18 protein-coding genes and 1 pseudogene are annotated in these 19,961 nt (G+C 44.0%); 8 read left to right on the top strand and 11 right to left on the bottom strand.

Going from position 1 to position 19,961, the window contains the following annotated elements; all coding sequences use genetic code 11:
- Positions 1 to 26: 26 nt before the first annotated feature.
- The gene (locus BCU75_RS09370) at positions 27 to 1,892 is read left to right on the top strand and encodes a fructose-specific PTS transporter subunit EIIC (protein WP_102473652.1); all 1,866 of its coding nucleotides are present in this window, start codon (positions 27 to 29) and stop codon (positions 1,890 to 1,892) included.
- A 118-nt stretch (positions 1,893 to 2,010) separates the two neighbouring features.
- Here BCU75_RS09370 and BCU75_RS09365 read toward each other — a convergent pair whose 3' ends face one another.
- Together BCU75_RS09365 and BCU75_RS09360 are read right to left on the bottom strand one after the other, a co-directional pair.
- Positions 2,011 to 2,595: a TetR/AcrR family transcriptional regulator gene (locus BCU75_RS09365; protein WP_102473651.1), complete on the bottom strand. Its 585-nt coding sequence runs from the start codon at positions 2,593 to 2,595 to the stop codon at positions 2,011 to 2,013.
- Between the two features lie 139 nt (positions 2,596 to 2,734).
- Positions 2,735 to 3,283 (bottom strand): TetR/AcrR family transcriptional regulator, encoded by a 549-nt coding sequence (locus BCU75_RS09360; protein ID WP_102473650.1) that lies wholly within the window; start codon positions 3,281 to 3,283, stop codon positions 2,735 to 2,737.
- Positions 3,284 to 3,501: 218 nt separating this feature from the next.
- Between BCU75_RS09360 and BCU75_RS09355 the strand changes: the two genes are divergently transcribed.
- Positions 3,502 to 4,104: a hypothetical protein gene (locus tag BCU75_RS09355; protein ID WP_102473649.1), complete on the top strand. Its 603-nt coding sequence runs from the start codon at positions 3,502 to 3,504 to the stop codon at positions 4,102 to 4,104.
- Positions 4,101 to 4,970, top strand: a complete 870-nt coding sequence (locus BCU75_RS09350; protein ID WP_102473648.1) for an SDR family oxidoreductase — start codon at positions 4,101 to 4,103, stop codon at positions 4,968 to 4,970. Before BCU75_RS09355 ends, BCU75_RS09350 begins: the two co-directional genes overlap by 4 nt.
- Before the next feature lie 2 nt (positions 4,971 to 4,972).
- On the opposite strand, the gene BCU75_RS24385 is transcribed toward BCU75_RS09350, so the two are convergent.
- Complete coding sequence (locus tag BCU75_RS24385; protein ID WP_198593412.1) at positions 4,973 to 5,146, bottom strand: hypothetical protein; 174 nt, start codon at positions 5,144 to 5,146, stop codon at positions 4,973 to 4,975.
- Between the two features lie 402 nt (positions 5,147 to 5,548).
- On the opposite strand from BCU75_RS24385, the gene BCU75_RS09345 reads away from it, so the two are divergent.
- A complete protein-coding gene (locus tag BCU75_RS09345; RefSeq protein WP_102473647.1) occupies positions 5,549 to 7,528 on the top strand; it encodes a methyl-accepting chemotaxis protein in 1,980 nt (659 codons plus the stop codon).
- Positions 7,529 to 7,681: 153 nt separating this feature from the next.
- On the opposite strand, the gene BCU75_RS09340 is transcribed toward BCU75_RS09345, so the two are convergent.
- The 4 genes from BCU75_RS09340 to BCU75_RS09320 form a co-directional block, all read right to left on the bottom strand.
- The gene (locus BCU75_RS09340) at positions 7,682 to 8,461 is read right to left on the bottom strand and encodes an oxidoreductase (RefSeq protein WP_102464918.1); all 780 of its coding nucleotides are present in this window, start codon (positions 8,459 to 8,461) and stop codon (positions 7,682 to 7,684) included.
- A gap of 9 nt (positions 8,462 to 8,470) precedes the next feature.
- Entirely contained in the window at positions 8,471 to 9,811 is a 1,341-nt protein-coding gene (locus tag BCU75_RS09335) for an aldehyde dehydrogenase family protein (RefSeq protein ID WP_102473646.1), read from the bottom strand.
- 155 nt (positions 9,812 to 9,966) lie between these two features.
- The gene (locus BCU75_RS09330) at positions 9,967 to 10,275 is read right to left on the bottom strand and encodes an ArsR/SmtB family transcription factor (protein WP_076675234.1); all 309 of its coding nucleotides are present in this window, start codon (positions 10,273 to 10,275) and stop codon (positions 9,967 to 9,969) included.
- 390 nt (positions 10,276 to 10,665) lie between these two features.
- Positions 10,666 to 11,829 (bottom strand): amino acid permease, encoded by a 1,164-nt coding sequence (locus BCU75_RS09320; RefSeq protein WP_102473644.1) that lies wholly within the window; start codon positions 11,827 to 11,829, stop codon positions 10,666 to 10,668.
- Between the two features lie 483 nt (positions 11,830 to 12,312).
- On the opposite strand from BCU75_RS09320, the gene BCU75_RS09315 reads away from it, so the two are divergent.
- Positions 12,313 to 12,861 carry a carboxymuconolactone decarboxylase family protein gene (locus tag BCU75_RS09315; RefSeq protein ID WP_102473643.1) on the top strand — a complete coding sequence of 183 codons (549 nt, stop codon included), beginning with the start codon at positions 12,313 to 12,315 and terminating at the stop codon, positions 12,859 to 12,861.
- A 137-nt stretch (positions 12,862 to 12,998) separates the two neighbouring features.
- Here the strand turns inward: BCU75_RS09315 and BCU75_RS09310 are convergent, their stop codons facing one another.
- Positions 12,999 to 14,426 (bottom strand): PLP-dependent aminotransferase family protein, encoded by a 1,428-nt coding sequence (locus BCU75_RS09310; RefSeq protein WP_102473642.1) that lies wholly within the window; start codon positions 14,424 to 14,426, stop codon positions 12,999 to 13,001.
- A gap of 123 nt (positions 14,427 to 14,549) precedes the next feature.
- Here BCU75_RS09310 and BCU75_RS09305 point away from each other — a divergent pair, with 123 nt between their 5' ends.
- Positions 14,550 to 15,449, top strand: a complete 900-nt coding sequence (locus tag BCU75_RS09305) for a DMT family transporter (protein WP_102473641.1) — start codon at positions 14,550 to 14,552, stop codon at positions 15,447 to 15,449.
- 92 nt (positions 15,450 to 15,541) lie between these two features.
- On the opposite strand, the gene BCU75_RS09300 is transcribed toward BCU75_RS09305, so the two are convergent.
- Both BCU75_RS09300 and BCU75_RS09295 read right to left on the bottom strand, forming a co-directional pair.
- Positions 15,542 to 15,967, bottom strand: coding sequence for a DUF3010 family protein (locus BCU75_RS09300; RefSeq protein ID WP_010432976.1), 426 nt, complete (start codon positions 15,965 to 15,967; stop codon positions 15,542 to 15,544).
- A gap of 316 nt (positions 15,968 to 16,283) precedes the next feature.
- Positions 16,284 to 16,445, bottom strand: a pseudogene (locus BCU75_RS09295) (DUF3316 domain-containing protein); the annotation flags it as partial.
- A gap of 97 nt (positions 16,446 to 16,542) precedes the next feature.
- On the opposite strand from BCU75_RS09295, the gene BCU75_RS09290 reads away from it, so the two are divergent.
- Together BCU75_RS09290 and BCU75_RS09285 are read left to right on the top strand one after the other, a co-directional pair.
- On the top strand, positions 16,543 to 17,412 hold the full coding sequence (locus BCU75_RS09290; protein WP_076675247.1) for a LysR family transcriptional regulator: 870 nt from the start codon (positions 16,543 to 16,545) through the stop codon (positions 17,410 to 17,412).
- A 4-nt stretch (positions 17,413 to 17,416) separates the two neighbouring features.
- A complete protein-coding gene (locus BCU75_RS09285; protein WP_076675250.1) occupies positions 17,417 to 18,094 on the top strand; it encodes an endonuclease III domain-containing protein in 678 nt (225 codons plus the stop codon).
- Between the two features lie 169 nt (positions 18,095 to 18,263).
- Here BCU75_RS09285 and BCU75_RS09280 read toward each other — a convergent pair whose 3' ends face one another.
- Positions 18,264 to 19,925 carry a methyl-accepting chemotaxis protein gene (locus tag BCU75_RS09280; RefSeq protein WP_076675253.1) on the bottom strand — a complete coding sequence of 554 codons (1,662 nt, stop codon included), beginning with the start codon at positions 19,923 to 19,925 and terminating at the stop codon, positions 18,264 to 18,266.
- Positions 19,926 to 19,961 lie beyond the last annotated feature (36 nt).

The following is a 19,961-nucleotide window of genomic DNA, read 5'->3' as shown; positions in this document are numbered from 1 at the left end:
AAATTGGTACTCGGACGAGGCAGCATATGGATATCACTAACATTATCGAGCCCGAGATTATCTGCTTGGAACTACAGGCAGACTCAAAACAGGCGGTATTTGAAGAGCTTGTTGAACTGCTCGACCGCGCTGGTAAGCTTTCCAATAAAAGTGAATTCCTTGATGATATCTGGAAGCGTGAGGCCATTGGTAATACGGGCTTTGACGATGGTATCGCCATCCCACATGCGAAAAGTACCGCCGTTGCCAAGCCTGCTGTCGCGATAGGCATTAGCCGAACAGGCATTGACTATGGCGCCGACGGCGGTGAATTGTCTGATGTGTTCTTCATGCTCGCTTCGCCTGACAACAACGATGACCATCATATCGAGGTACTGGCACAGATCTCGACCAAATTGATTGAAGATGACTTTGTTACAAAATTAAAGGCGGTAGAGTCGGTAGAGGAGGCTCAAGAGCTGTTTCTCGAAGCCAATTTTGAATCGTTCGATAGCTACGCATCTAGTCATCATGAGGTTTACGTCGAACCACTAAGCCCTTGGGCTCAATCTCTCAATCGTCTCAAAGAACACCTGTTATATGGCACTTCACACATGATCCCATTCGTGGTCGCGGGCGGAGTCTTGTTGTCTCTGTCGGTCATGATGTCGGGTCACGGCGCAGTACCAGATAGCGGTGTTTTGGCTGATATCGCTCAGATGGGTATTGCGGGTTTAACTTTGTTTACTGCGGTACTCGGTGGTTACATCGCGTATTCAATGGCCGACAAACCGGGTTTAGCGCCTGGCATGATAGGTTCTTGGGTCGCGGTGAATCAATACAACACGGGCTTTCTTGGAGCGATTGTGGTCGGTTTCTTTGCTGGCTTTGTGGTTAACCTACTTAAGAAAATAAAACTGCCAGACAGCATGATCTCGCTGAGCTCTATCTTCATCTATCCACTAGTCGGCACCTTTGTGACTTGTGGTGCTGTTATGTGGGTGATTGGCTCACCGATTGCCCAAGTGATGCTTGAGATGAACCAGATGCTTACTGGCATGGCAGGCTCGGGGAAAATGGTGCTCGGTAGTATTTTGGGTGCGATGACGGCATTTGATATGGGCGGCCCAATCAACAAGGTTGCAACGCTATTTGCTCAAACTCAGGTGAATACTCAGCCATGGTTGATGGGTGGTGTTGGAATAGCGATTTGCACACCGCCATTGGGTATGGCACTGGCGACTTTCATATCGCCGAAGAAATTTAAACGCGATGAACGTGAAGCTGGAAAAGCGGCGGGGATCATGGGAATGATCGGCATCAGTGAAGGGGCTATTCCATTTGCCGCCGTCGACCCTGCACGTGTTCTGCCTGCTGTTGTTGCTGGTGGTATTGTCGGCAACGTGGTTGGCTTTATGTTTCATGTGGTAAACCATGCACCATGGGGCGGTTGGATTGTGCTACCTGTGGTTGATGGCAAGATTGGCTACATCATTGGTACTCTTGCGGGATCTCTAACCACGGCTTTAATCGTGATACTGCTGAAAAAGAATGTGGTCGAAGGAGAGGCGAGTTCCAACCCGTTTGCTGGTGGTTCGGTGACAGAGGAAGGGCAAGCGGATGTACTTGCTATTACTTCATGTCCGTCTGGTGTTGCTCACACATTTTTGGCGGCCAAATCTTTAGAAAAAGCGGCGTATCATCTTGGAGTTCGGATCAAAGTCGAAACACAAGGTGCAAACGGGATAGACAATCGCATCACACAGAAAGACATTGAAAGGGCGAGGTTGGTGATCTTTGCTCACGATGTGGCGATTAAAGAAGTCGAGCGCTTTGCGAACGTGAAAACCTTAGATGTCAGCACCAAAGAAGCGATGCTCAATGCGCAGGCGTTGATTATGAGAAAAGTATAATTTAATCAATTGCTTAATCAGTTGGGTTTGTTGGCGATAAACTAAAAAAACTCCACTCTAGACCTGTTAAGGTAAAAGTGGAGCCTTTTTGTATGGCTTTTAATACGTAAGGTAGACTCTAGAAAGGGTGGTACTTAAATACGTCTTCGACCATAGAGTTCAGCAATTCGATATCGTCACACGTTTTTGCATAGGTACGCAGGCCTGCGATTTGAACCTGAACATGACGAGCAAGTTGAGCGGGTTCGCGTTCTTTGCTGATTTCACCAAGCTCTTGCGCTTCTGTAATCAGCTTAGTGAATTCACCTTCCATTACCTTCAGTGACTTCTTCGCTTCTTCTAATAATTCAGCGTGCTCATTAGTCAGTTCTCCGACCGTTTTTGCCAGCATACACATGCCATTTGGCGAACTTTGTTTTGATTCGACAACGGCGCGTTTTACGAAGTTTTCGAGCGCTTCGATTGGCGATTCAGTTTCACTTCGAAATCGGTTCAGATTCTGGATGCCAAGTTCGGTATAGCGAGCCAATGTCTCTTTAAACAAGCCTTCTTTGCTGCCAAACGTCGCGTAGATGCTTCCCGGACGCATATCAATAACGTCCTGCAGGTTACGCATAGACGTTGCGTGAAAGCCTTTTTCCCAATACAGGTTAGTTGCTTTATCTACTACATCTTGTCTATCGAACTTTGCCGTTTTAGCCATAACATCTACTTCATTAAACTGAACATATACTCAATATTTTATGCTGAACGTTCGTTCTAGTAAAGGGGGGATTGATGATGCATCATTTGAATCTGCTTCACTTGAGTCGCTTTAAACAACTAAGTCTTTGACAATCTTCCTACTTGTTCAAGTACTTGCTAACTACAGAACGGATATAATTAATTTCTAGTTTTCCACCACATAGAGTTTGATGGGTTAGCAGGCCGATAAGGATGCTATACAACTCCAATGCACTCTCTTTATCTATGTACTGGGCGATAAGTTGTTGATACTTGGTGTTAGCGATCTCGATACTTGCATCTTGGGCAACAGCGTCTTGGCCAATCACATCAATGTAATCGAAGACCAGTTTCATTTCTTGAAAGTGGCGTGATTCTATCGCTTGAAAGATATAAATGAAGTTTTCAATTTTTTGCTTGGTTGTGGCGTTCGCAGCTAGAGGCAATTCGGCGAGGTTTCCGCTATCGTGTCGAACAATAGCTTCTGTAGCCGCCTTAAACAGTTCGTCTTTACTTTTGTAGTAGTGATAAACCGCACTCTTGCTCATGTTGAGGTGTGAACACAACTGTCTCATCCCTAATTCTTTATAACCAAACTCCAAAAATACGCCTGCAGCTTTTAATGCGATTTCTTCGCGTCTTTTGTCGTGGTCTACGATCTTTGGCATGAACACTCTCACTATTAGTTAAATGAAGTCTTATTCTTGTTCTTCTAAATATTGATATAAGTATAAGTATAAGAACAAGACTTCGACTGACCAGTGTCATTTTAGTTTTAATTAGTCCAAATGGTCAAAATAAATCTTTACAGCATTCAAGCTACGGCCTATGTTAAAAAGACCAGGTGTCCTAAATAAAAATCAAACGATACATGTTCGAGGTAAAAATGAGAATTGACTGGAATTTACCGCCGTTCAGAGAAGGCTTTTTAGGTGGTTTTGATAAGTTTATCGGCCCCGGAGCAACGAAAGCTGAGAAGAACATGCAGTTGTATATTCCGTTAATCGCGGGTGCATTTATCGCGACTTACGCTAGCCTTGCTGAGTTAGGTTGGTCTTGGGGACAATACTTAGCAGCAGTTCTTTTAACCATCGATTTGTTGGGTGGGGTGATAACTAACGCCACATCCAGCGCGAAACGTTTTTATCATCGAGAAGGTGAAGGTTTCAAGCAGCACATGACCTTCATTGCTATTCACTTTGTTCAGCTCACAGTATTCAGTTGGTTGTTCTTGGATTGGGACCTGACGTGGGTAGCGGTGACCGGTGGTTACATGATGTTAGCGTGTGCGCTTGTACTTAAAACTGAGCTTTACCTTCAGCGGCCTGTTGCCCTTATTCTGTATACTCTGAGCTTAATTTTATCGCTTTATATCGTGGAATCATCTATTGGCTTAGAGTGGTTCTTACCTGTGTTTTATCTGAAGTTGTTAGTCAGCCATATTCTACGAGAAGAACCTTACCGTCCGGAAAATGAGGTGATCAAATGAATGATTTTAAGAGTCGAGTTCTTGTAGCAGGTGCGACGGGATATTTGGGACGTCACCTTATCGAATCCCTGCAAGCTTTTGATTTTGATTTCCAAGCTTTGGCTCGTGCGCCTGAAAAGTTGAAAGATCTTGGCTTAACAGGAGCTCAGATCAAAACCGTGCAAGTCACGGATGCTGCAAGCTTACAAGGCTGCTGTGATGGTATTGATATCGTTATCTCTTGCATTGGTATTACTCGCCAGAAAGAGGGTTTAAGTTACATGGATGTGGATTATCAAGCCAATCTAAACTTGTTGGAAGAAGCTGAACAAGCAGGTGTTAAAAAGTTTGTCTATGTGTCTGCTTTTAAGGCAGATGCGATTATAAATGTTCGCTTACTCGAGGCTAAGGAACGTTTTGCACATCGCTTATTGAACTCAGAACAACTAACGCCTTGTGTGATTCGTCCCAATGGCTTTTTTGCAGATATTGATGAATTTTACAATATGGCTCAGTCGGGACGAGTTTACCTATTTGGTTCCGGTGACGTCCGTGTGAATCCGATTCATGGTAGGGACTTAGCCGATTTTATCTTGGCATCGCTGCCCAATACTGAAACCGAGTTGGATGTGGGTGGCCCCGATGTGTACAGTGCCACGCAAATTGCACAGTTAGCTTTTTATTCACAAGGTAAGACGGCGAGAATTACCTATATTCCCGATTGGATGAGAAAGTTGGCTTTGATAGTAGTAAGACGACTTCCTGAAAGTAGGGTTGGGCCGATAGAGTTTTTTTTGAGTGCAATGGCAGAGGATGCCATTGCACCTTGCGTGGGGACTCATCATTTGAATGCGCATTTCTCTCGGCTTAATGATGAGTCTAGCTAACGTTAGCTATCAACAACTTCTACCGTTTTATGTTGCGCGCCGTAATAGGTGCCTTCATCAATGGTATACATTAAAGTTTCATCGCATTCTGGGCAGTTGAATTCTTCGTTGGGTTCAATTGCTGCCTCTTCTACCCATTCCCATCCAATATTTTCTTCGCAAGCAGGACAATCCATAAAAGCCTCTAATTATGCATCTACGTTAATTTTACGAGCTCGGCATTATACATATTTGATGTTGGATATATAGATGACCGCGAGTGCATAGCTTGGTAAGAATTATACAACGAGCATTTCTCTACCTCTTTATGGTTATGCATAAGCTGTCAATTTTTAGTCACCACGTCAAGAAAATGCTGTTACACGCATTTGCATGGCTACTAAGGTTGCATAGCTAACAGTTTTATAAACAAATCAATGAGTTTTATAAGGTTAAGTGTTAGTTTTATCGGTCGCCGTCGATATAGAACGGTAATTGTTAAAACTGAATAATTATATGATCTCAACAAGGGCATACCGGTTTAGAAGTGTGTCTAATTACGTGACAGATTGAGATTTGTTAGCAGCTAGGGAAAAAAAATGAAATTATCCGATATGTCTTTTAAGCAAAAAATTATTGCTTTGCTTATTTTGCCTATCTTAGGCTTTCTATGGCTTAGTGTTTCTGCGATTTCAAAAGGCGTAGAGACCACCAATGAAATGTCATCATTAAACCAACTCACGCGTTTGTCGGTTGTGTACAGCGAACTGGTACATGAGCTACAAAAAGAACGTGGAATGACGGCTGGTTTTATCGGTTCACAGGGCACTAAGTTTGTAAGTGAACTGCGTTCACAAAGAACTAACGCGGATAATAGACGTGATCAGAGAAACGAATACTGGCAGTCTGAGAGTATTGAACTACCACAAATCACCAAGTTGAATACCGAAATCAGCAGAAGCCTCAATCAGATCACTTCTATTCGTAACCGAGTAGATTCTCAATCTATCCCGCTTTCTGAGGCTTTAGGTTACTACACTCAGCTCAATGCAAAGTTACTGAGTGTATCGGCTTTGATTGCGGAACTGAGTTCAGACTCGACGATTACTACTGAAACCATCGCTTATTATAACTTCCTTCAAGGTAAAGAGCGTGCAGGTATTGAACGCGCAGTGCTAAACAATACGTTCTCAAAAAATGAATTTGGCCCCGGTATGCTGGTTAAATTCATCTCATTAGTGACGGAGCAAAATACGTATTTCTCTAACTTTAAAGTGCTAAGTGAACCAGAGAACGTACGTTTCTTTGAGCAGCAATTGAATGATCGGTCTGTTGCCGAAGTTGAAAAGCTTCGCCAATTAGCAGAATCGAAAATGAGTGGTTTTGATGTTGATCCTGTGTATTGGTTTGCGCAGTCAACGGCGCGCATTGTCCAGTTGAAAAAGACAGAGAATCAGGTAGCAGAATCACTTATCGCACTCACTGAACAAAAAGCGACAGATGCCCGTTCTGCAATGATGGCTAGTATCACGATGTTTGTTGTGATTACTTTATTTGCAACCTTCGTCAGCTTTAAAACTATTACTGACCTAACGACTCGAGTTAAAGATCTAACGCAAATGCTTTCTAAGGTCCGTGATGACAACGACCTAACCGTTCGCGCTCGATATCTAGGCGACAGTGAACTGGGTCAAATCTCTTCGTCGCTGAATGCAACGTTAGAGAAGTTCTCTCAAGTTATTGATAGCTTGTCTCAATCTAGCCTGACACTCGCTTCTGCAGCAGAAGAGACGGCGCAAACATGCCAATACAACTCTAATACCTTGGTTGAGCAGCAAGATCAAATCGGTTTGATTGCAACGGCGACAGAAGAGTTATCGGCAACGGTGAATGAAGTTGCAGCTAAAACACAGCAAACGGCAACGTCAGCGAAAATGGTGGATCAACAGTCACAAGAGGGCTTGAGTACGGTTCAACACTCCTACCAATCGATTGAAATCTTAGCCTCTGAGATCAATGGTTTAGCTGAGAAAATTACCCATCTACACGAAAGCAGCAATAATATTAACAGTGTGATTGATGTGATTAAGTCTGTGGCCGACCAAACAAACTTGTTGGCACTAAACGCGGCGATTGAAGCAGCACGTGCGGGTGAACAAGGTCGCGGTTTTGCTGTGGTTGCTGATGAAGTTCGTACTTTGGCTCAGCGTACTCAAGAGTCTACTTTAGAGATCGAAGGTTTTATCAGCTCATTGCAATCTGATGTTCAAACGGCATTCAATGTCATTGATAACAGCAAGACGATGTCATCGAAAGCGGTGGAAGATTCAAAAGATGTAGAGAATACGCTTCAAAGTATTTCGACTGCAATCAGCGAGATATTCAGCATGACAGAGCAGATTGCAACGGCAACAGAAGAGCAAGCGGTAGTGACACAAGACATTGCTCAGAACGTGGTTGCGGTAGAGCAAAAGTCGACTGAATCGACGACAGGCGCGACTCAAATTGCAGCTACAGCCAAAGAACAAGCGGAATTGGCAACATCACTGAAAGAGCTCTCGAATACGTTTAAGAGTTAACCTTTCCGAGTTAAGTGTTAAAAGTTAAGAGCTATTTATCTTATATGACGAATATAAGATAAATAATGAATTTAACGAAATGTCCCGCCTAGTGCGGGACATTTTTTTGGAAGAGATAAAGTTACCAATACAATAGTTTATGAAGACAGCAAGCTAAAGCTCAAACAACACATCAGTACGAATAATGTACTTGGTTCCAGACAGTATCGGCGCAGAACCGTGTATGCAATGTGCAGGGTGAGTACCGTGAGGAAAACACAGAACACTACCACTTGGTGTTCTAACCGATTCTATATGCGCATTCTCCTGATGATGCCCTTGACGACGAGCGGGCTTACTCGGGTCATTACGGTTAACCATAAATTGAGTTTCGCCACCGACAAAGTCATCACTTAATAGAATTAAGAAGGTGTACATGCTCCAGCGATCGCCAAATGAATCATCGACCAATTCTCCATCGATAACCTGACTACCAGGCCACGACCCATCGGTGTGCATCTTAAAGAAATCCCCTTCATCGTAACGATAAAAGCGAAAACGACCGTTAATACCCAGAGGTTTCACACCAGCAAAGTGGTCGTACTTATCAACGAAATGATCTCGGCAACGCTTCCAAATAACGTCGAGAGTTTCAGTATCTGCGATCAAGTTGAGATTCTGATTGTGACGAACTTCTCTCGGTAAAGAAACAGCAGCATCTTCCGTAAATCCAAGCTGGTTGGCTTCATCCAAGATACGCTGAACTTCTTCAGGGAGCAGTACATCTCGCAACTGGAACGCACCGGGAACATTAGCGACTTCAGTTCGTGATGTCGTATTCGAATTTTCATCAAGTGCAAATGGATTTACAGACTTTGGTGCCCAAACGGGAAGGTCACTGCGTTGAGTGCCTGATTCTCGTCGAACGACATAGAAGTTATCTTTATTACTCATCATGAATCCCTATTTTGAAACCACTTTTACTTGTGCAAACTGACGGTGTCCGTCAACAGAACCATGATAGCCAAGGCCGCTCTGCTTTGCGCCAACCCATGGAGCATCTCCACCACCGCCTTGACCTTGATTGATACCAACCATCCCAGCATCAAGTTCGTCAGCTACCTTGTTAGCCCCTTGGTTACCAAAGACCACAGCTCCTAGGCCATATTCGCTGGCATTGGCTCGTTCAATCGCATTGTTGATGTCAGAATAACGACTGATCGCGACAACCGGGCCGAATGTCTCTTCTGTTTCCAGTTTCATTTCTGGCGTCATTCCGGTGATAACGGTAGGTCGGATATAGCGCTCAGGTTGCTCAGAACTACCGAAAAGAAAGGTTGCTCCTTTTTGCTGTGCGTCTTTCAGTTGGTCGACAATCTTGCCATGCTGTTTCGCATTAATGATTGGGCCTATGTTTACGTTAGGCATATCCCATGGGCCAATCTGATACATATTGGCAATTTCAGTGACACGTTGTTCAAATTTCTCGGCGATACGATCGTCAACATAGATACGTTCGATAGAGGTACACATTTGTCCTGAGTTTTCAAAGCTTCCAGCAACGGCAAACCGTGCTGCTTGCTCTAGGTTTGCATCGCGCATTACGATCATTGGGTCTTTACCACCCAATTCCATCACAAGGCGTTTTACCTTGCTGGCAGCGCGCTTCATGATGTCTTTCCCCGTCGCTTTTGAACCGGTGAAGGCGATCATCTGAATATCACCTTCGACTAAAGCTTTACCTGTTTCACCATCACCTTGCACAATGGTCAAGACATCGTCGGGTAGATGTTTTTGCAGCTCACCAAAAAAGGCTTGAGCGATAAGAGGTGTTTCTTCAGAGGGCTTTAAAATAACGCTGTTGCCCGCGACCAGTGCTGGCACAATGAGGTTGTTTGCCATCATCACAGGATAGTTCCATGGTGCGATCACACCAACAACACCAAGAGGGCGATATTGAAGTTCGGTTGAACCTGATAGGTTACGGGTATTGAATGCCTGCTTAGCTTCTTCTGCATAATGCTGACCCATAAAAATGGCACCCGTTGCTTCACCCGTTGCCCGGCGTATATCTTTGCCCATTTCTCGAGCAAGTAACTCAGAGAAGGAGTCAGCATATTGGTCAAGTTGTCGGTATGCGTTAACAATGCTTTTTACACGTTCATTGATAGAGAGCTTTCGCCATGCATTTTGTGCCGTTTTTGATTGATTAATAGCTTGAGCTACCTCGTCTACTGAGGTGCAGTTCACCTCACCAAGTAACTCTCCATTACTTGGGTCAAAAGATTGAATAGATTTGCTCATGTTGACTAGCTCCAGTAATTGTTTTGTATCTTCACTTGCTACTCACTTGAATAATTAGATATCGAGAAATGTCGATATTATGAGTCGCAAATAAACAAAAATAGTTAAAAATAATAGGGTGTCATTGTGCACCCTATTTAATTGGGTTCGACTCGTTAGAGAGAGTCGGACAGTTCTTTTAAAAACTTCTCAATATATTCATCATTACGCTTGTAGTAAGTCCACGAGCCAATGCGTTTTGAAGTCACTAACTTTGCGCGTTGCAAGTTAGAGAGGTAAGAAGAAACGGTTGACTGAGACAAGCCACTCTTCTCTTGGATAATGCTGACACATACCCCTTCAACGTCGGTGTCAACGAGTTGTTTCTCAAGATTAAAGTGCTCGTGAGGCGACTTTAACCAGTGAAGGATATCTCTGCGAACAGGGTTGTTGATCGACTTTAGAACTTCATTCATATCTGACATGGTGTTTGACTACCGTTTTCGATTTGAATGGAATATACCCTTAAAAATAAGATATCGCAATATCTCGATATTCTATTTTTGAGGGTGTTAGGTTCTTATTGATAGGATTAGTCGTAATCTAAGTGCGGACACAGCCAAGTTCATGCTGTTTCTTTTTGTTTAGTTTCATAGATATTGAGCGAAGATGATCACGATCTGCTCGATCTTCCACGGCGTCTAACTCAACGTTTAGCCGAAGTGCTTCAGAGAAAAATGTCAGGTTAGTCGATGCTAAAGCTTTAACTAACGTCACTTTCAGAAATGAAAAAGGAGCAGAATTGACTGCTCCTTTATCTTTTGGGCATTGGATTGGTTGGCTAAGTCTTACCCAGATAATCAACCAATCAAGCCTTAACCCATAAACCAAGAGATAAAGATCAGAGCTCCAAACCCGAATGTTGCCATCAGTGCCGTGTCGCCACCGGCTGCGGTATAGCTGCCTTCGGTTTGTAGGTGAGGAAAATCAGGTCTACGAACCTTAACTACCATCGCCAGTGGACCCCAGATAGCTAGGAACACCAACACCATGCCTGCATAGTCCAGCATGCTTACGAATTGGCTAGCAAACAGCTCAGCGAGTACCAAAGGCAGTACGAAAGTTAATGCGTAAGCCAACAGCTTGTTGTTAGTGACAGCGTCTTTGTTTTGGTCGTACAGCGCCATCGACACGCCAAGGAAAGAGGTCACCAATGCCAATGCTGAGAAAAGGGCAATCACCACTTTCAACCAAGCAGATTGTCCGCTAAACGCCGAGATCAGTTCTGAAATGTTGTGGAACTGACTAATTGCGTCAGTACCAAGGTTACCAATAATCGCGAATAACCAAGTTAGGTAGCAGATCAATGGGATCACTGAACCCAATAGAATCATATTGCGGATCTGTTTTTGAGTCGCTTCTCGGTTGTAGATAACCAGTGACGGTATAACGACCATAGAGGCAAAGCTGGTAAAGATAACCGCGCTGTATTGCACTACATCATTAGCCGTGTATTTGCTAGTTTGAGTCAGGTAATCAAGACGAATATTACTAAACAAAGAGGCAATAACAATAAGTAGCATCACCACCATCATGATGAATAAACCACGATTTAACTTGTCGATATACGACTTACCCGCCACCACTAACACCCCCATCAATAGGCTGAAAATGGTATAGGCAACCGATGTAGACACATCGACGCCAACATCGAGCAGTAGCTTATGAATGATGTCGCCGACACCCAAGATATAAGCGATGAGCATGCACACCAACAGCAGGTAAAAGAGTGCATTGATAAAATGTTTACCTTTGCTGCCTAGCGTTAGGTAAGCAACACTGCTCATGCCACTGTTGTCTTTAGTTTTGGTGCACGCTTCTGCTAGTAGAAGAGCAGAGTAAGTGGTGCCGATAAAGATAAGTAGCATCAGCACTGAGCTGATCATAAAGCCAAATTGGGCCAACACCATGGGAATGGCAAGCATACCAGCCCCTAATGCAGTTCCTGAAAGAATCAAAGAACTGCCGAATAATTTCATATTCAAGAAAGCAACCTCAAGGTATCCAATTAATTTTTAGTTGGATTGTAAATATTTGTTGCCAAGCCTACCAAATTAATCAGTAAAGTTAGGGGTTAAATTCTAATAATTTTTGAATTTTTCTAAAAAATTTACGAAGAGATTTGCGTTGTATATGGCTGGTTGTTTTTGGCATTCACCTTGTGAGTTGTTTTATCTTTCTGATAACTATCTTAGATTGGCCGCTCACTCATGATCTGTGTTCATTCGTTGGTTAAGACGACTTTTAGTTTCAGTTAGATTCGTTCAAAACCTTGCTAATTTGCATTAACCCTGCATGTATTTTCATTTTTTGTCATCAAAAAAAGAATCAGAACGATCGTTCAAAATAACGCTTGAACGATCGTTCTATTTTTTCTATATTGTTTTCACGCCAACGGAGAGCCGTCATGTATCACTCCGATTGTGAGTCAAATTTAGGTAGAGAATTGAAAGGAAAAAACGATGACCAATTTCAAAATTCACTCAGTAGAATCAGCACCAGAGCAAAGTAAACCTATTCTTGAAGGTGCAGCTAAACAGATGGGAAGAGTACCAGGTCTTTTTGGTGTGATGGCTGAATCACCGAATACTCTGAAGGCTTACACTCAACTTCATCAAGCTTTCAGTGACACATCTTTCGATGCAGACGAATTGACAGTAGTGTGGCAAACCATCAACGTTGAACATGAATGCCACTACTGCGTACCAGCGCACACAGGCATCGCACACTCAATGAAGGTTGACCCTGCTATTACCGAAGCGCTGCGCAATCGCACAACAATGCCAACTGAGAAGCTGCAAGCACTGCACGACTTCACGCTAAGCATGGTTCGTAATCGTGGCAATGTGTCAGCGAACGAAATGGAAGCCTTCTTTGCGGCGGGTTACGGCCAACAACAAGTGCTCGAAGTCATTCTTGGTTTGTCTCAGAAAGTGATCAGTAACTACGTAAACCGTGTTGCTGAAACACCGGTAGATAAGGTGTTCGAACAGTTTGCTTGGCAAGGTTAGTCGCTTTTGATTAAGTGAAGTAATCTTGTCCCAAGAGGTAATGTGAATAATCAAAGCCCCGCTCGGTCGAGTGGGGCTTTGTTGTATTGGTTTGAGTTCAGTAGGGATTACTTGTCCGTTTAGCGTGCATGGTCTGTTCAGCGTGCATGTTTGGCGATCAATTTCGCCAGTGTCACGATCCCCTGTTGCCAATCTTTATTTTCTTCAATGTTAGCGACGGTAAAGCGTAAGCAGTGCTTGAATTGGTCGTGAGTGCCAAACACGGTACCGGGTAATATCCCCAATTTATGTTTCAAGCAATCTTGATAAACGGCATAACTATCGACGGATTCTGGCAGTGTTATCCAGTTTAAAAAAGACCCTTCAGGTTTCGATAAATGGTAGCGGCCGATAAGGTGCGGATAGCTATCCAATGCTTGTATTAATAGGCTTTGGAACTGTTTCTGATTGGTTTGATAGAGCCGCTTCATTTTAGATAAATGGCTGCGGTATTTGCCTGTGGTGAGAAACTGTCCGACTGCGGATTGCATGAGATTGGAGCTGCCCATGTTGTCGCAAAGTAGATATTTTTCGACTTGAGCTTGGTAACGTCCTGAGAGTAACCAACCAATGCGTAGGCGAGAGTCTAGGGTTTTAGATAGCGAATTCACGTAGATAACTCGATCTTGGTCATCAAGTTCTTTTAAGCTAGCAATTGGTGTATCAAACGCCAGACTGCCGAACACATCATCTTCAATGATTGGTAAAGTTCCGGTGATCTCTAATAGTGCCTTTCTATTGGCTAAAGGCATTCTTGAGCCGGTAGGGTTGGTAAAATTTGGCGTCAGTAACAGCGTTTTTACTCCCCATTTATCAAGTGCATTTTGTAGTGATGGAATGTCGATCCCGTGGCTAACGCTACTTGGTATTTCAAGAGCTTGTAACCCCAGAGATTCGAGCAAAAGTAGGTTACCGAAGTAACATGGTGACTCAACAGCGACAATGTCCCCCGGTTTGGTCAATGCACGCAATGCCAAACTGATCGCCTGTTGTGCGCCGTGGGTAATCGCAATCTCTTTCGATCCCGCGGGCACACCTAGATCATGGGTGATCTTTAACAATTGCTTTACTAATTGCTCGTCGCCAGGAGGTAGTTGGTAGTAACCGGGTAACTGGGTTTGTAAACGGCTGTGGCGGCCAATTTCAGCATATAGGCTACGAATAGCGGGGTTGTTGATGTTTGGGTGCGCAGAACCTGCCAACAGTTTCAGACGACCTTTCGGACGAGAGAGCACCGATTTGGTGACAGACAAGAGGTCAACTTTTTGAGGTTGGCTAGGTGAATCCCAACTTGTGGTGTTGGGTGCTTTAACGCGATAACCCGACTTGGGAACTGAGTACACCCAACCTGTAGCTTCCAGTTCTTGATAGGCGCGAATCACGGTATTTTTGCTCACGCCAAGCTGTTCACTGAGTTGGCGAATCGAGGGTAGGCGATCATCTGGGTGAAAGAGCCCTTTATCAATCTGAGCTTTAATGTGTTGTTCGGTAGCTAGATATTTATTGTAGCTGAGTTCTACATTCACATTTTATCCCTCGTTACTGATCATCTATCTGTAACCATTTAAAGTGTTATATCTGTGTCTTTATTAGTTATCTGTACCCAACTAAGGTAACAGTATTGATGAAGAGTTGACCAGAGGTTTGTAATGCTGATTAAAATGATTCCATTTGTGTTTGTAATATTGTGGTCGTCGGGCTTTGTTGGCGCCCGCCTTGGTGTGGAATATGCTGAACCCGCAACGTTACTTTCACTCAGGATGGTAGCCAATGTGGCGTTGTTCTTGGTTTTGATCGCAATCCTCAAGCGTCGAATCCCTCGTGGTCGAGCATTCTTCCACGCTTGTGTGGTCGGTATTTTAATTCATGGTTTCTACCTTGGTGGCACTTATCTGGCGATTGATATGGGTATGCCTGCTGGGTTGAGTTCTCTACTTGTTGGCTTACAACCGATCCTGACTGCCTTGATTATGATTAGCTATACTTCACAGCGTTTTAACTTAGCGCAATGGCTCGGTTTGGCTCTTGGTTTCGTGGGTATTAGCCTAGTGTTGATGGGCAATATTGAATGGCAATCAGATGATCAAAAGGGCATGGCGACGTTGTTGTGCTTGGTTTCGCTGGTGGGTATTACGGTCGGTACTCTATACCAAAAGCGTTTCTGCAAAGGGACGGATATGGTCGGCGGCGCGATGGTGCAATATCTTGCTGCAGCTTCGTTATTTTTACCCTTTGCGATGCGTTACGAAACCATGCAAGTGAACTGGACTATTGAATTCACTCTGACGCTTGCTTGGTTAGTGATTGTTTTATCGTGCATCGCCATTCTGTTGCTGCTTTACATGGTAGAGCACGGTGCGTCTTCAAGTGTGGCGTCGGTGTTTTACTTAGTACCACCAACGACGGCAATTCAAGCTTGGCTTATCTTCGGTGAGTCGTTCGATATCTACGGTGCTATGGGCTTTGCTCTGTCGGCCGCTGCGGTTTATCTGGTGGTGAAAAAGCCGGAATGGATTAAGGCTCGCAGGCGAACAGCGCTAGAGCGGTAAGTGTTTCATCAAAACTAGCCGAGTGATAGAAACAAAAAAGAGCCTGAACATTCAGGCTCTTTCTGTATCAAATATTGGCTAGCGACTATTGATTAGCGCTGCATTAAACAAGCGTAAGCCGTTGTAAACGGTGCTTCTTGGTATTGCTTAAGGCCAGTTTCTTTGAACTTCATCATAAGAGGGTTGCGCTTAAGGCTCTCTTTGATGTCAGCAGGTGATACAACGGTTACGTCTAGGCCATCGATCAATTGAATTGCTGCTTCTAGTTTAAAACCAAAGCCACCGCCAGCAAATTTACCTTTTGTTTGGCGTTGACGAATCACAACTTTGTCTACTTGGTAATCTTCCATTAACTTTGCAAAAGAGAATTGAAAGTCTTTCATATTCTGCGTGTCGTTTGCGTCGCTAATCGCAACCTTTGAAACTCGGCAATCAGGGATATTAAATACACCATCTGACAGAGAAAGAAGACAGATGACTGCATCGTTACCTTTGATTTCAACACCACAAATTTTCATGTTCATACCTATTTACTTTTGAGCCGTACATTATGGTGTTATTTCCGATACTTCTCCAGTAATAGCGCTCCTAAGTAGTAAATAAGTACAAAAATAATGTGGGCACGGTGTTTGGAGCAATCGCCAATTTAGTTTCTTAGTTGGAAGTTGAAGGTATTGGCAACATTTTTGGATACGACTAGTTTGATTGTCCCCTTCGTATTCAGATGCGTAAGTATCTTCGTTTTTAGCATGAGCAAAAAAGCCCGTACTCAATGAGTACGGGCTTTCTTTTTGGATGCGAGATCGGTTTTTAAAACTGACCAATCATTCGGTGTTAGCTGCTACGACCGTCTTTGTATGTGTAACGGTAGTCAACTTTTACGTTCGCTTGGTAATGAATGTCGCCGTTCATATTCGTGATTTTTTTCACTTCCATGTTCGCGTCATCAATCTTGAACGAATCGTACTTTGTTGTTTGTTGGAACGATTGTAGGTCGAGAGCTTTTATACGCTGAGCATATTAAGCAAGGTGACACTGATTTATAACTTCAATACACTGTATGGGTAACCATCGTTCAATATAAGGTAAAAACATGGCCAATTGGGAAGGGGTAAGTGAGTTCGTTGCAGTGGCTGAGCGTGAAAGCTTTACCGGTGCTGCCCAGAAACTCGCTACGTCGGTAGCTCAAATCAGTCGTAGAGTGGCAAACCTTGAAGAACGACTCGCAGTAAAACTGCTCAATCGAACGACGCGTAAGGTTTCTTTAACAGAGGCTGGGCAACTCTATTATCAGCAGTGTAAGTTGCTGGTCGAAGGCTTAGAAATTGCTGAGCTTGCGGTTACGCAGATGCAATCCACACCAAAAGGCTTACTGAAAGTCACGGCGCCTGTCACTTATGGTGAGCGTCAACTCGCCCCAATACTTCACCAATTCTTAAAGCTTCACCCACAAGTCGAACTTGAGCTGATGTTGACCAATCAAAAGCTCGATCTCATCGATTCTGGCGTTGATGTGGCGATTCGTCTTGGCCGTTTGGAAGATTCAAGCTTGGTAGCAAAGAAGCTATCTCAACGACAGCTTTATGTATGTGCAAGCCCTGAATATATTGAACGCTATGGCGAGCCACATACATTATCTGAACTAAATAATCACCAATGTTTAGTTGGTGGGTTTGAACATTGGCGCTTCAAAGAGAATAAACGCCCTCGCTCGGTTCGTGTTAATGGACGAATTAGGTGTAACAGTGGCTTAGCCTTATTGGACGCCGCCAAACAGAGCATTGGCTTGGTTCAACTGCCTGAATATTACGTGAGTGAAGATCTAGAGTCGGGAGAGTTGGTCGAAGTGCTATCCGATTATCGAGACGACAAAGAAGGGATATGGGCGCTTTATCCTCAGAACCGTAACCTGTCTTCAAAGGTTCGCTTACTAGTGGACTTCTTATCTGAGCAACTGGATTAGTTCTATGACCCAAAGCCACTTCAATTCAAAGGGTCAAGCCGAGCTGATCCTTAACGTGTTCGACTCCCTTGAGCAGCACTATGGCTATTTTGATTGGTGGCAAAGGGAAGACCCTTACGAGATAGTTTTAGGCGCTATTCTGGTTCAGAACACCAACTGGAAGAACGCAGAGAAAGCACTCACCAACTTAGGCGATAAGTGCGATCCAAGCTCAGTAGCCGATATGGATCTTGATGATCTTGCCCAAAAGATTCGTTCGAGTGGCTACTATAATCAAAAAGCCATTAAGTTGAAGGCCGTGACTGAGTGGTTTTCGAAGTATCAATACGATATGTCTGTGGTGCGAGAACAGGACAAAGATAAGCTGCGAAATGAGCTATTGGAAGTCAAAGGAATCGGTGGTGAAACGGCTGACGCGATTCTGGTATATGCGATAGGTAAACCATCTTTTGTGATTGATGCGTACGCAAGAAGGATCTTCACTCGTAATGGGCTCGATGTGCCTAAATCGTATGAAAAATTTCGAACCTTGATGGAAAGCGTGATCCCTCTAGATACTAAAAAGTACGGCCACTATCATGGTTTGCTAGTCGAACATGGTCAGCAGTTTTGTAACCCTAAGCCCAAGTGTGAACATTGTCCTTTGAATCAAAGCTGTGTTGAGGCTGAATTTGGGTCTTAGAGCGGTGCAATATGCTTCCTTATTCAATACCCCATTTAATTAAAAACGGGCTTCAGAGTTGAGATTCTGAAGCCCGTTTTTATTTAGTGTGAAAAATCTTAACGTTAAATAGCGTTTACTTGCGATTTATAGGCAGCGTTTATTTACTGTTTAATAGGCCATAAATATCCTAGACCGTGAAGCGATCCACCAAGTGGTACAGCTCATTTGCGCGGCTGTTGAGGTTTTGGCTACCCGCACGGTTTTGATTCGCTAATGATGCCGATTGTGAGCTTTGATCGGAAATCACCACAATACGTTGAGATATCTCTTGGCCAACAATGTTTTGCTGCTCTGTCGCGGTAGCAATCAATGAGTTCATGTCCATGATCGTATCAATCGACTCTTGGATTTTCGCCAGTGCTGCGGCTGCGGCATTCGCTTCTTCCACCGTTTGAGCACTTTTATTTTGGCTCGAATCCATGGCTTTTACGGCAGCATCTGAGGCGGCTTTTAGCTGCTGAATCATTTTATGGATGTCGCCAGTGCTTTCTTGAGTTCGGCTTGCCAGTTTACGAACCTCGTCCGCGACCACTGCGAATCCACGCCCTTGCTCACCAGCTCGAGCGGCTTCAATTGCGGCATTCAGTGCTAGTAAGTTTGTTTGTTCGGCAATATCTTGAATGACCGTCAGTGACGACGAAATGTTTTGTACATCACCCTCTAATCTAGATACCACAGTGTTGGCTTCGGATACTTCACTAGCGAGACCAGCAACAGAATTGGCAGCAGCGTTCACTATTTGTTGAGCTTCTTTGGCATTACCTTCTGCAAGCTTCGCTGAGTCAGCCGCTTGGCTTGCGTTACTTGAGATCTCTTGTGCTGTTGTTGTCATTTCGGTCATTGCTGTTGCAACTTGTTCAGTCTCTTCACGCTGACCTGTGGCAATTTCATCAACCTGAGCGGCGCGAGAAGACATACTGCTGGTTTCTGCGACGACTTGCTGGCCAACATCACTCACGCTGCGGATGATGGTTTGTAGGCTAGCAACGAAGGCGTTGAAGTTTTCACTGAGTTTAGTGAACTCAGGGGCTTTGAATTTTTCCATTCGAGCGGTTAAATCCGCCTCACCACTTGCAAAGGCACTAATTGAACGGTCGAACTGCTCAAGAGGTTGCATGATGGTGCGGTTCACTGCAACAGCGAAAACTGCTACTACTAGGGCAATCAATCCACAGAAAATCGCGATAGCAGTCAGGGAACTTTGTAACGCGGCGTTCGAACTTTCTTTCATCTCGGCAATAACAGCGTCGATGTCATCGGTGTAGAAACCAGTACCAAGCATTAAGTCCCACTGCGGAACAAATACTGAGTAGCTGAGTTTTGGCAACGCGACAGATTGGCCCGGCTTAGGGAAGTAGTAAGTTGTAAATTCGCCCAATTTTGAGTTCTTGATTAGATCTCGGATTAGGTAATTACCTTGCTTGTCTTGAAGGTCATAGTAGTTTTTACCAATACCATCGTTACTTTGCCCAACGACCACTCGGACACCTTTAGAGTCATAACCAAAAATATAGCCTGATTCGCCATATTCTAGGGTTTTTAATGTTGGTAAAGCTTCTTCTAGCGTTGCCCCTTTATCTAAAAATGGGCTGATCGAAGAATAGGCCATTTGCAGGTACGCTTTGAGTTCCTTTTCTTTCATCGCCATCATATTGCTACGCGTCGATTCTACTTGCTGTGCGGTTAGCTCGGTGCTCTTCATATACGTCACGCTCATCATGCCAATTGCCATTAGTAGCAAAGGAATGAAAGAGAGAATATAAAGGCGGTTTTTGATGGTTAGGGTCATGTCACGCTTCCTGTGTGATTTTCTCATGCAATTTTC

The organism is Vibrio splendidus, from assembly GCF_002873455.1.
Lineage (GTDB): Bacteria > Pseudomonadota > Gammaproteobacteria > Enterobacterales > Vibrionaceae > Vibrio > Vibrio splendidus_J.
Note: the sequence above shows the minus strand (reverse complement) of the source record. Positions and strands in the feature narration are given on the sequence as shown.

Excerpts from the sequence above, each read along its gene's own strand:
- BCU75_RS09350 (WP_102473648.1), top strand. The coding sequence starts at position 4,101 with ATGAATGATTTTAAGAGTCGAGTTCTTGTAGCAGGTGCGACGGGATAT.
- BCU75_RS09285 (WP_076675250.1), top strand. The coding sequence starts at position 17,417 with ATGACCCAAAGCCACTTCAATTCAAAGGGTCAAGCCGAGCTGATCCTT.
- BCU75_RS09280 (WP_076675253.1), bottom strand. The coding sequence starts at position 19,925 with ATGACCCTAACCATCAAAAACCGCCTTTATATTCTCTCTTTCATTCCT.
- BCU75_RS09315 (WP_102473643.1), top strand. The coding sequence starts at position 12,313 with ATGACCAATTTCAAAATTCACTCAGTAGAATCAGCACCAGAGCAAAGT.
- BCU75_RS09365 (WP_102473651.1), bottom strand. The coding sequence starts at position 2,595 with ATGGCTAAAACGGCAAAGTTCGATAGACAAGATGTAGTAGATAAAGCA.
- BCU75_RS09330 (WP_076675234.1), bottom strand. The coding sequence starts at position 10,275 with ATGTCAGATATGAATGAAGTTCTAAAGTCGATCAACAACCCTGTTCGC.
- BCU75_RS09345 (WP_102473647.1), top strand. The coding sequence starts at position 5,549 with ATGAAATTATCCGATATGTCTTTTAAGCAAAAAATTATTGCTTTGCTT.
- BCU75_RS09290 (WP_076675247.1), top strand. The coding sequence starts at position 16,543 with ATGGCCAATTGGGAAGGGGTAAGTGAGTTCGTTGCAGTGGCTGAGCGT.
- BCU75_RS24385 (WP_198593412.1), bottom strand. The coding sequence starts at position 5,146 with ATGGATTGTCCTGCTTGCGAAGAAAATATTGGATGGGAATGGGTAGAA.
- BCU75_RS09355 (WP_102473649.1), top strand. The coding sequence starts at position 3,502 with ATGAGAATTGACTGGAATTTACCGCCGTTCAGAGAAGGCTTTTTAGGT.
- BCU75_RS09335 (WP_102473646.1), bottom strand. The coding sequence starts at position 9,811 with ATGAGCAAATCTATTCAATCTTTTGACCCAAGTAATGGAGAGTTACTT.
- BCU75_RS09320 (WP_102473644.1), bottom strand. The coding sequence starts at position 11,829 with ATGAAATTATTCGGCAGTTCTTTGATTCTTTCAGGAACTGCATTAGGG.
- BCU75_RS09340 (WP_102464918.1), bottom strand. The coding sequence starts at position 8,461 with ATGAGTAATAAAGATAACTTCTATGTCGTTCGACGAGAATCAGGCACT.
- BCU75_RS09360 (WP_102473650.1), bottom strand. The coding sequence starts at position 3,283 with ATGCCAAAGATCGTAGACCACGACAAAAGACGCGAAGAAATCGCATTA.
- BCU75_RS09305 (WP_102473641.1), top strand. The coding sequence starts at position 14,550 with ATGCTGATTAAAATGATTCCATTTGTGTTTGTAATATTGTGGTCGTCG.
- BCU75_RS09300 (WP_010432976.1), bottom strand. The coding sequence starts at position 15,967 with ATGAAAATTTGTGGTGTTGAAATCAAAGGTAACGATGCAGTCATCTGT.
- BCU75_RS09370 (WP_102473652.1), top strand. The coding sequence starts at position 27 with ATGGATATCACTAACATTATCGAGCCCGAGATTATCTGCTTGGAACTA.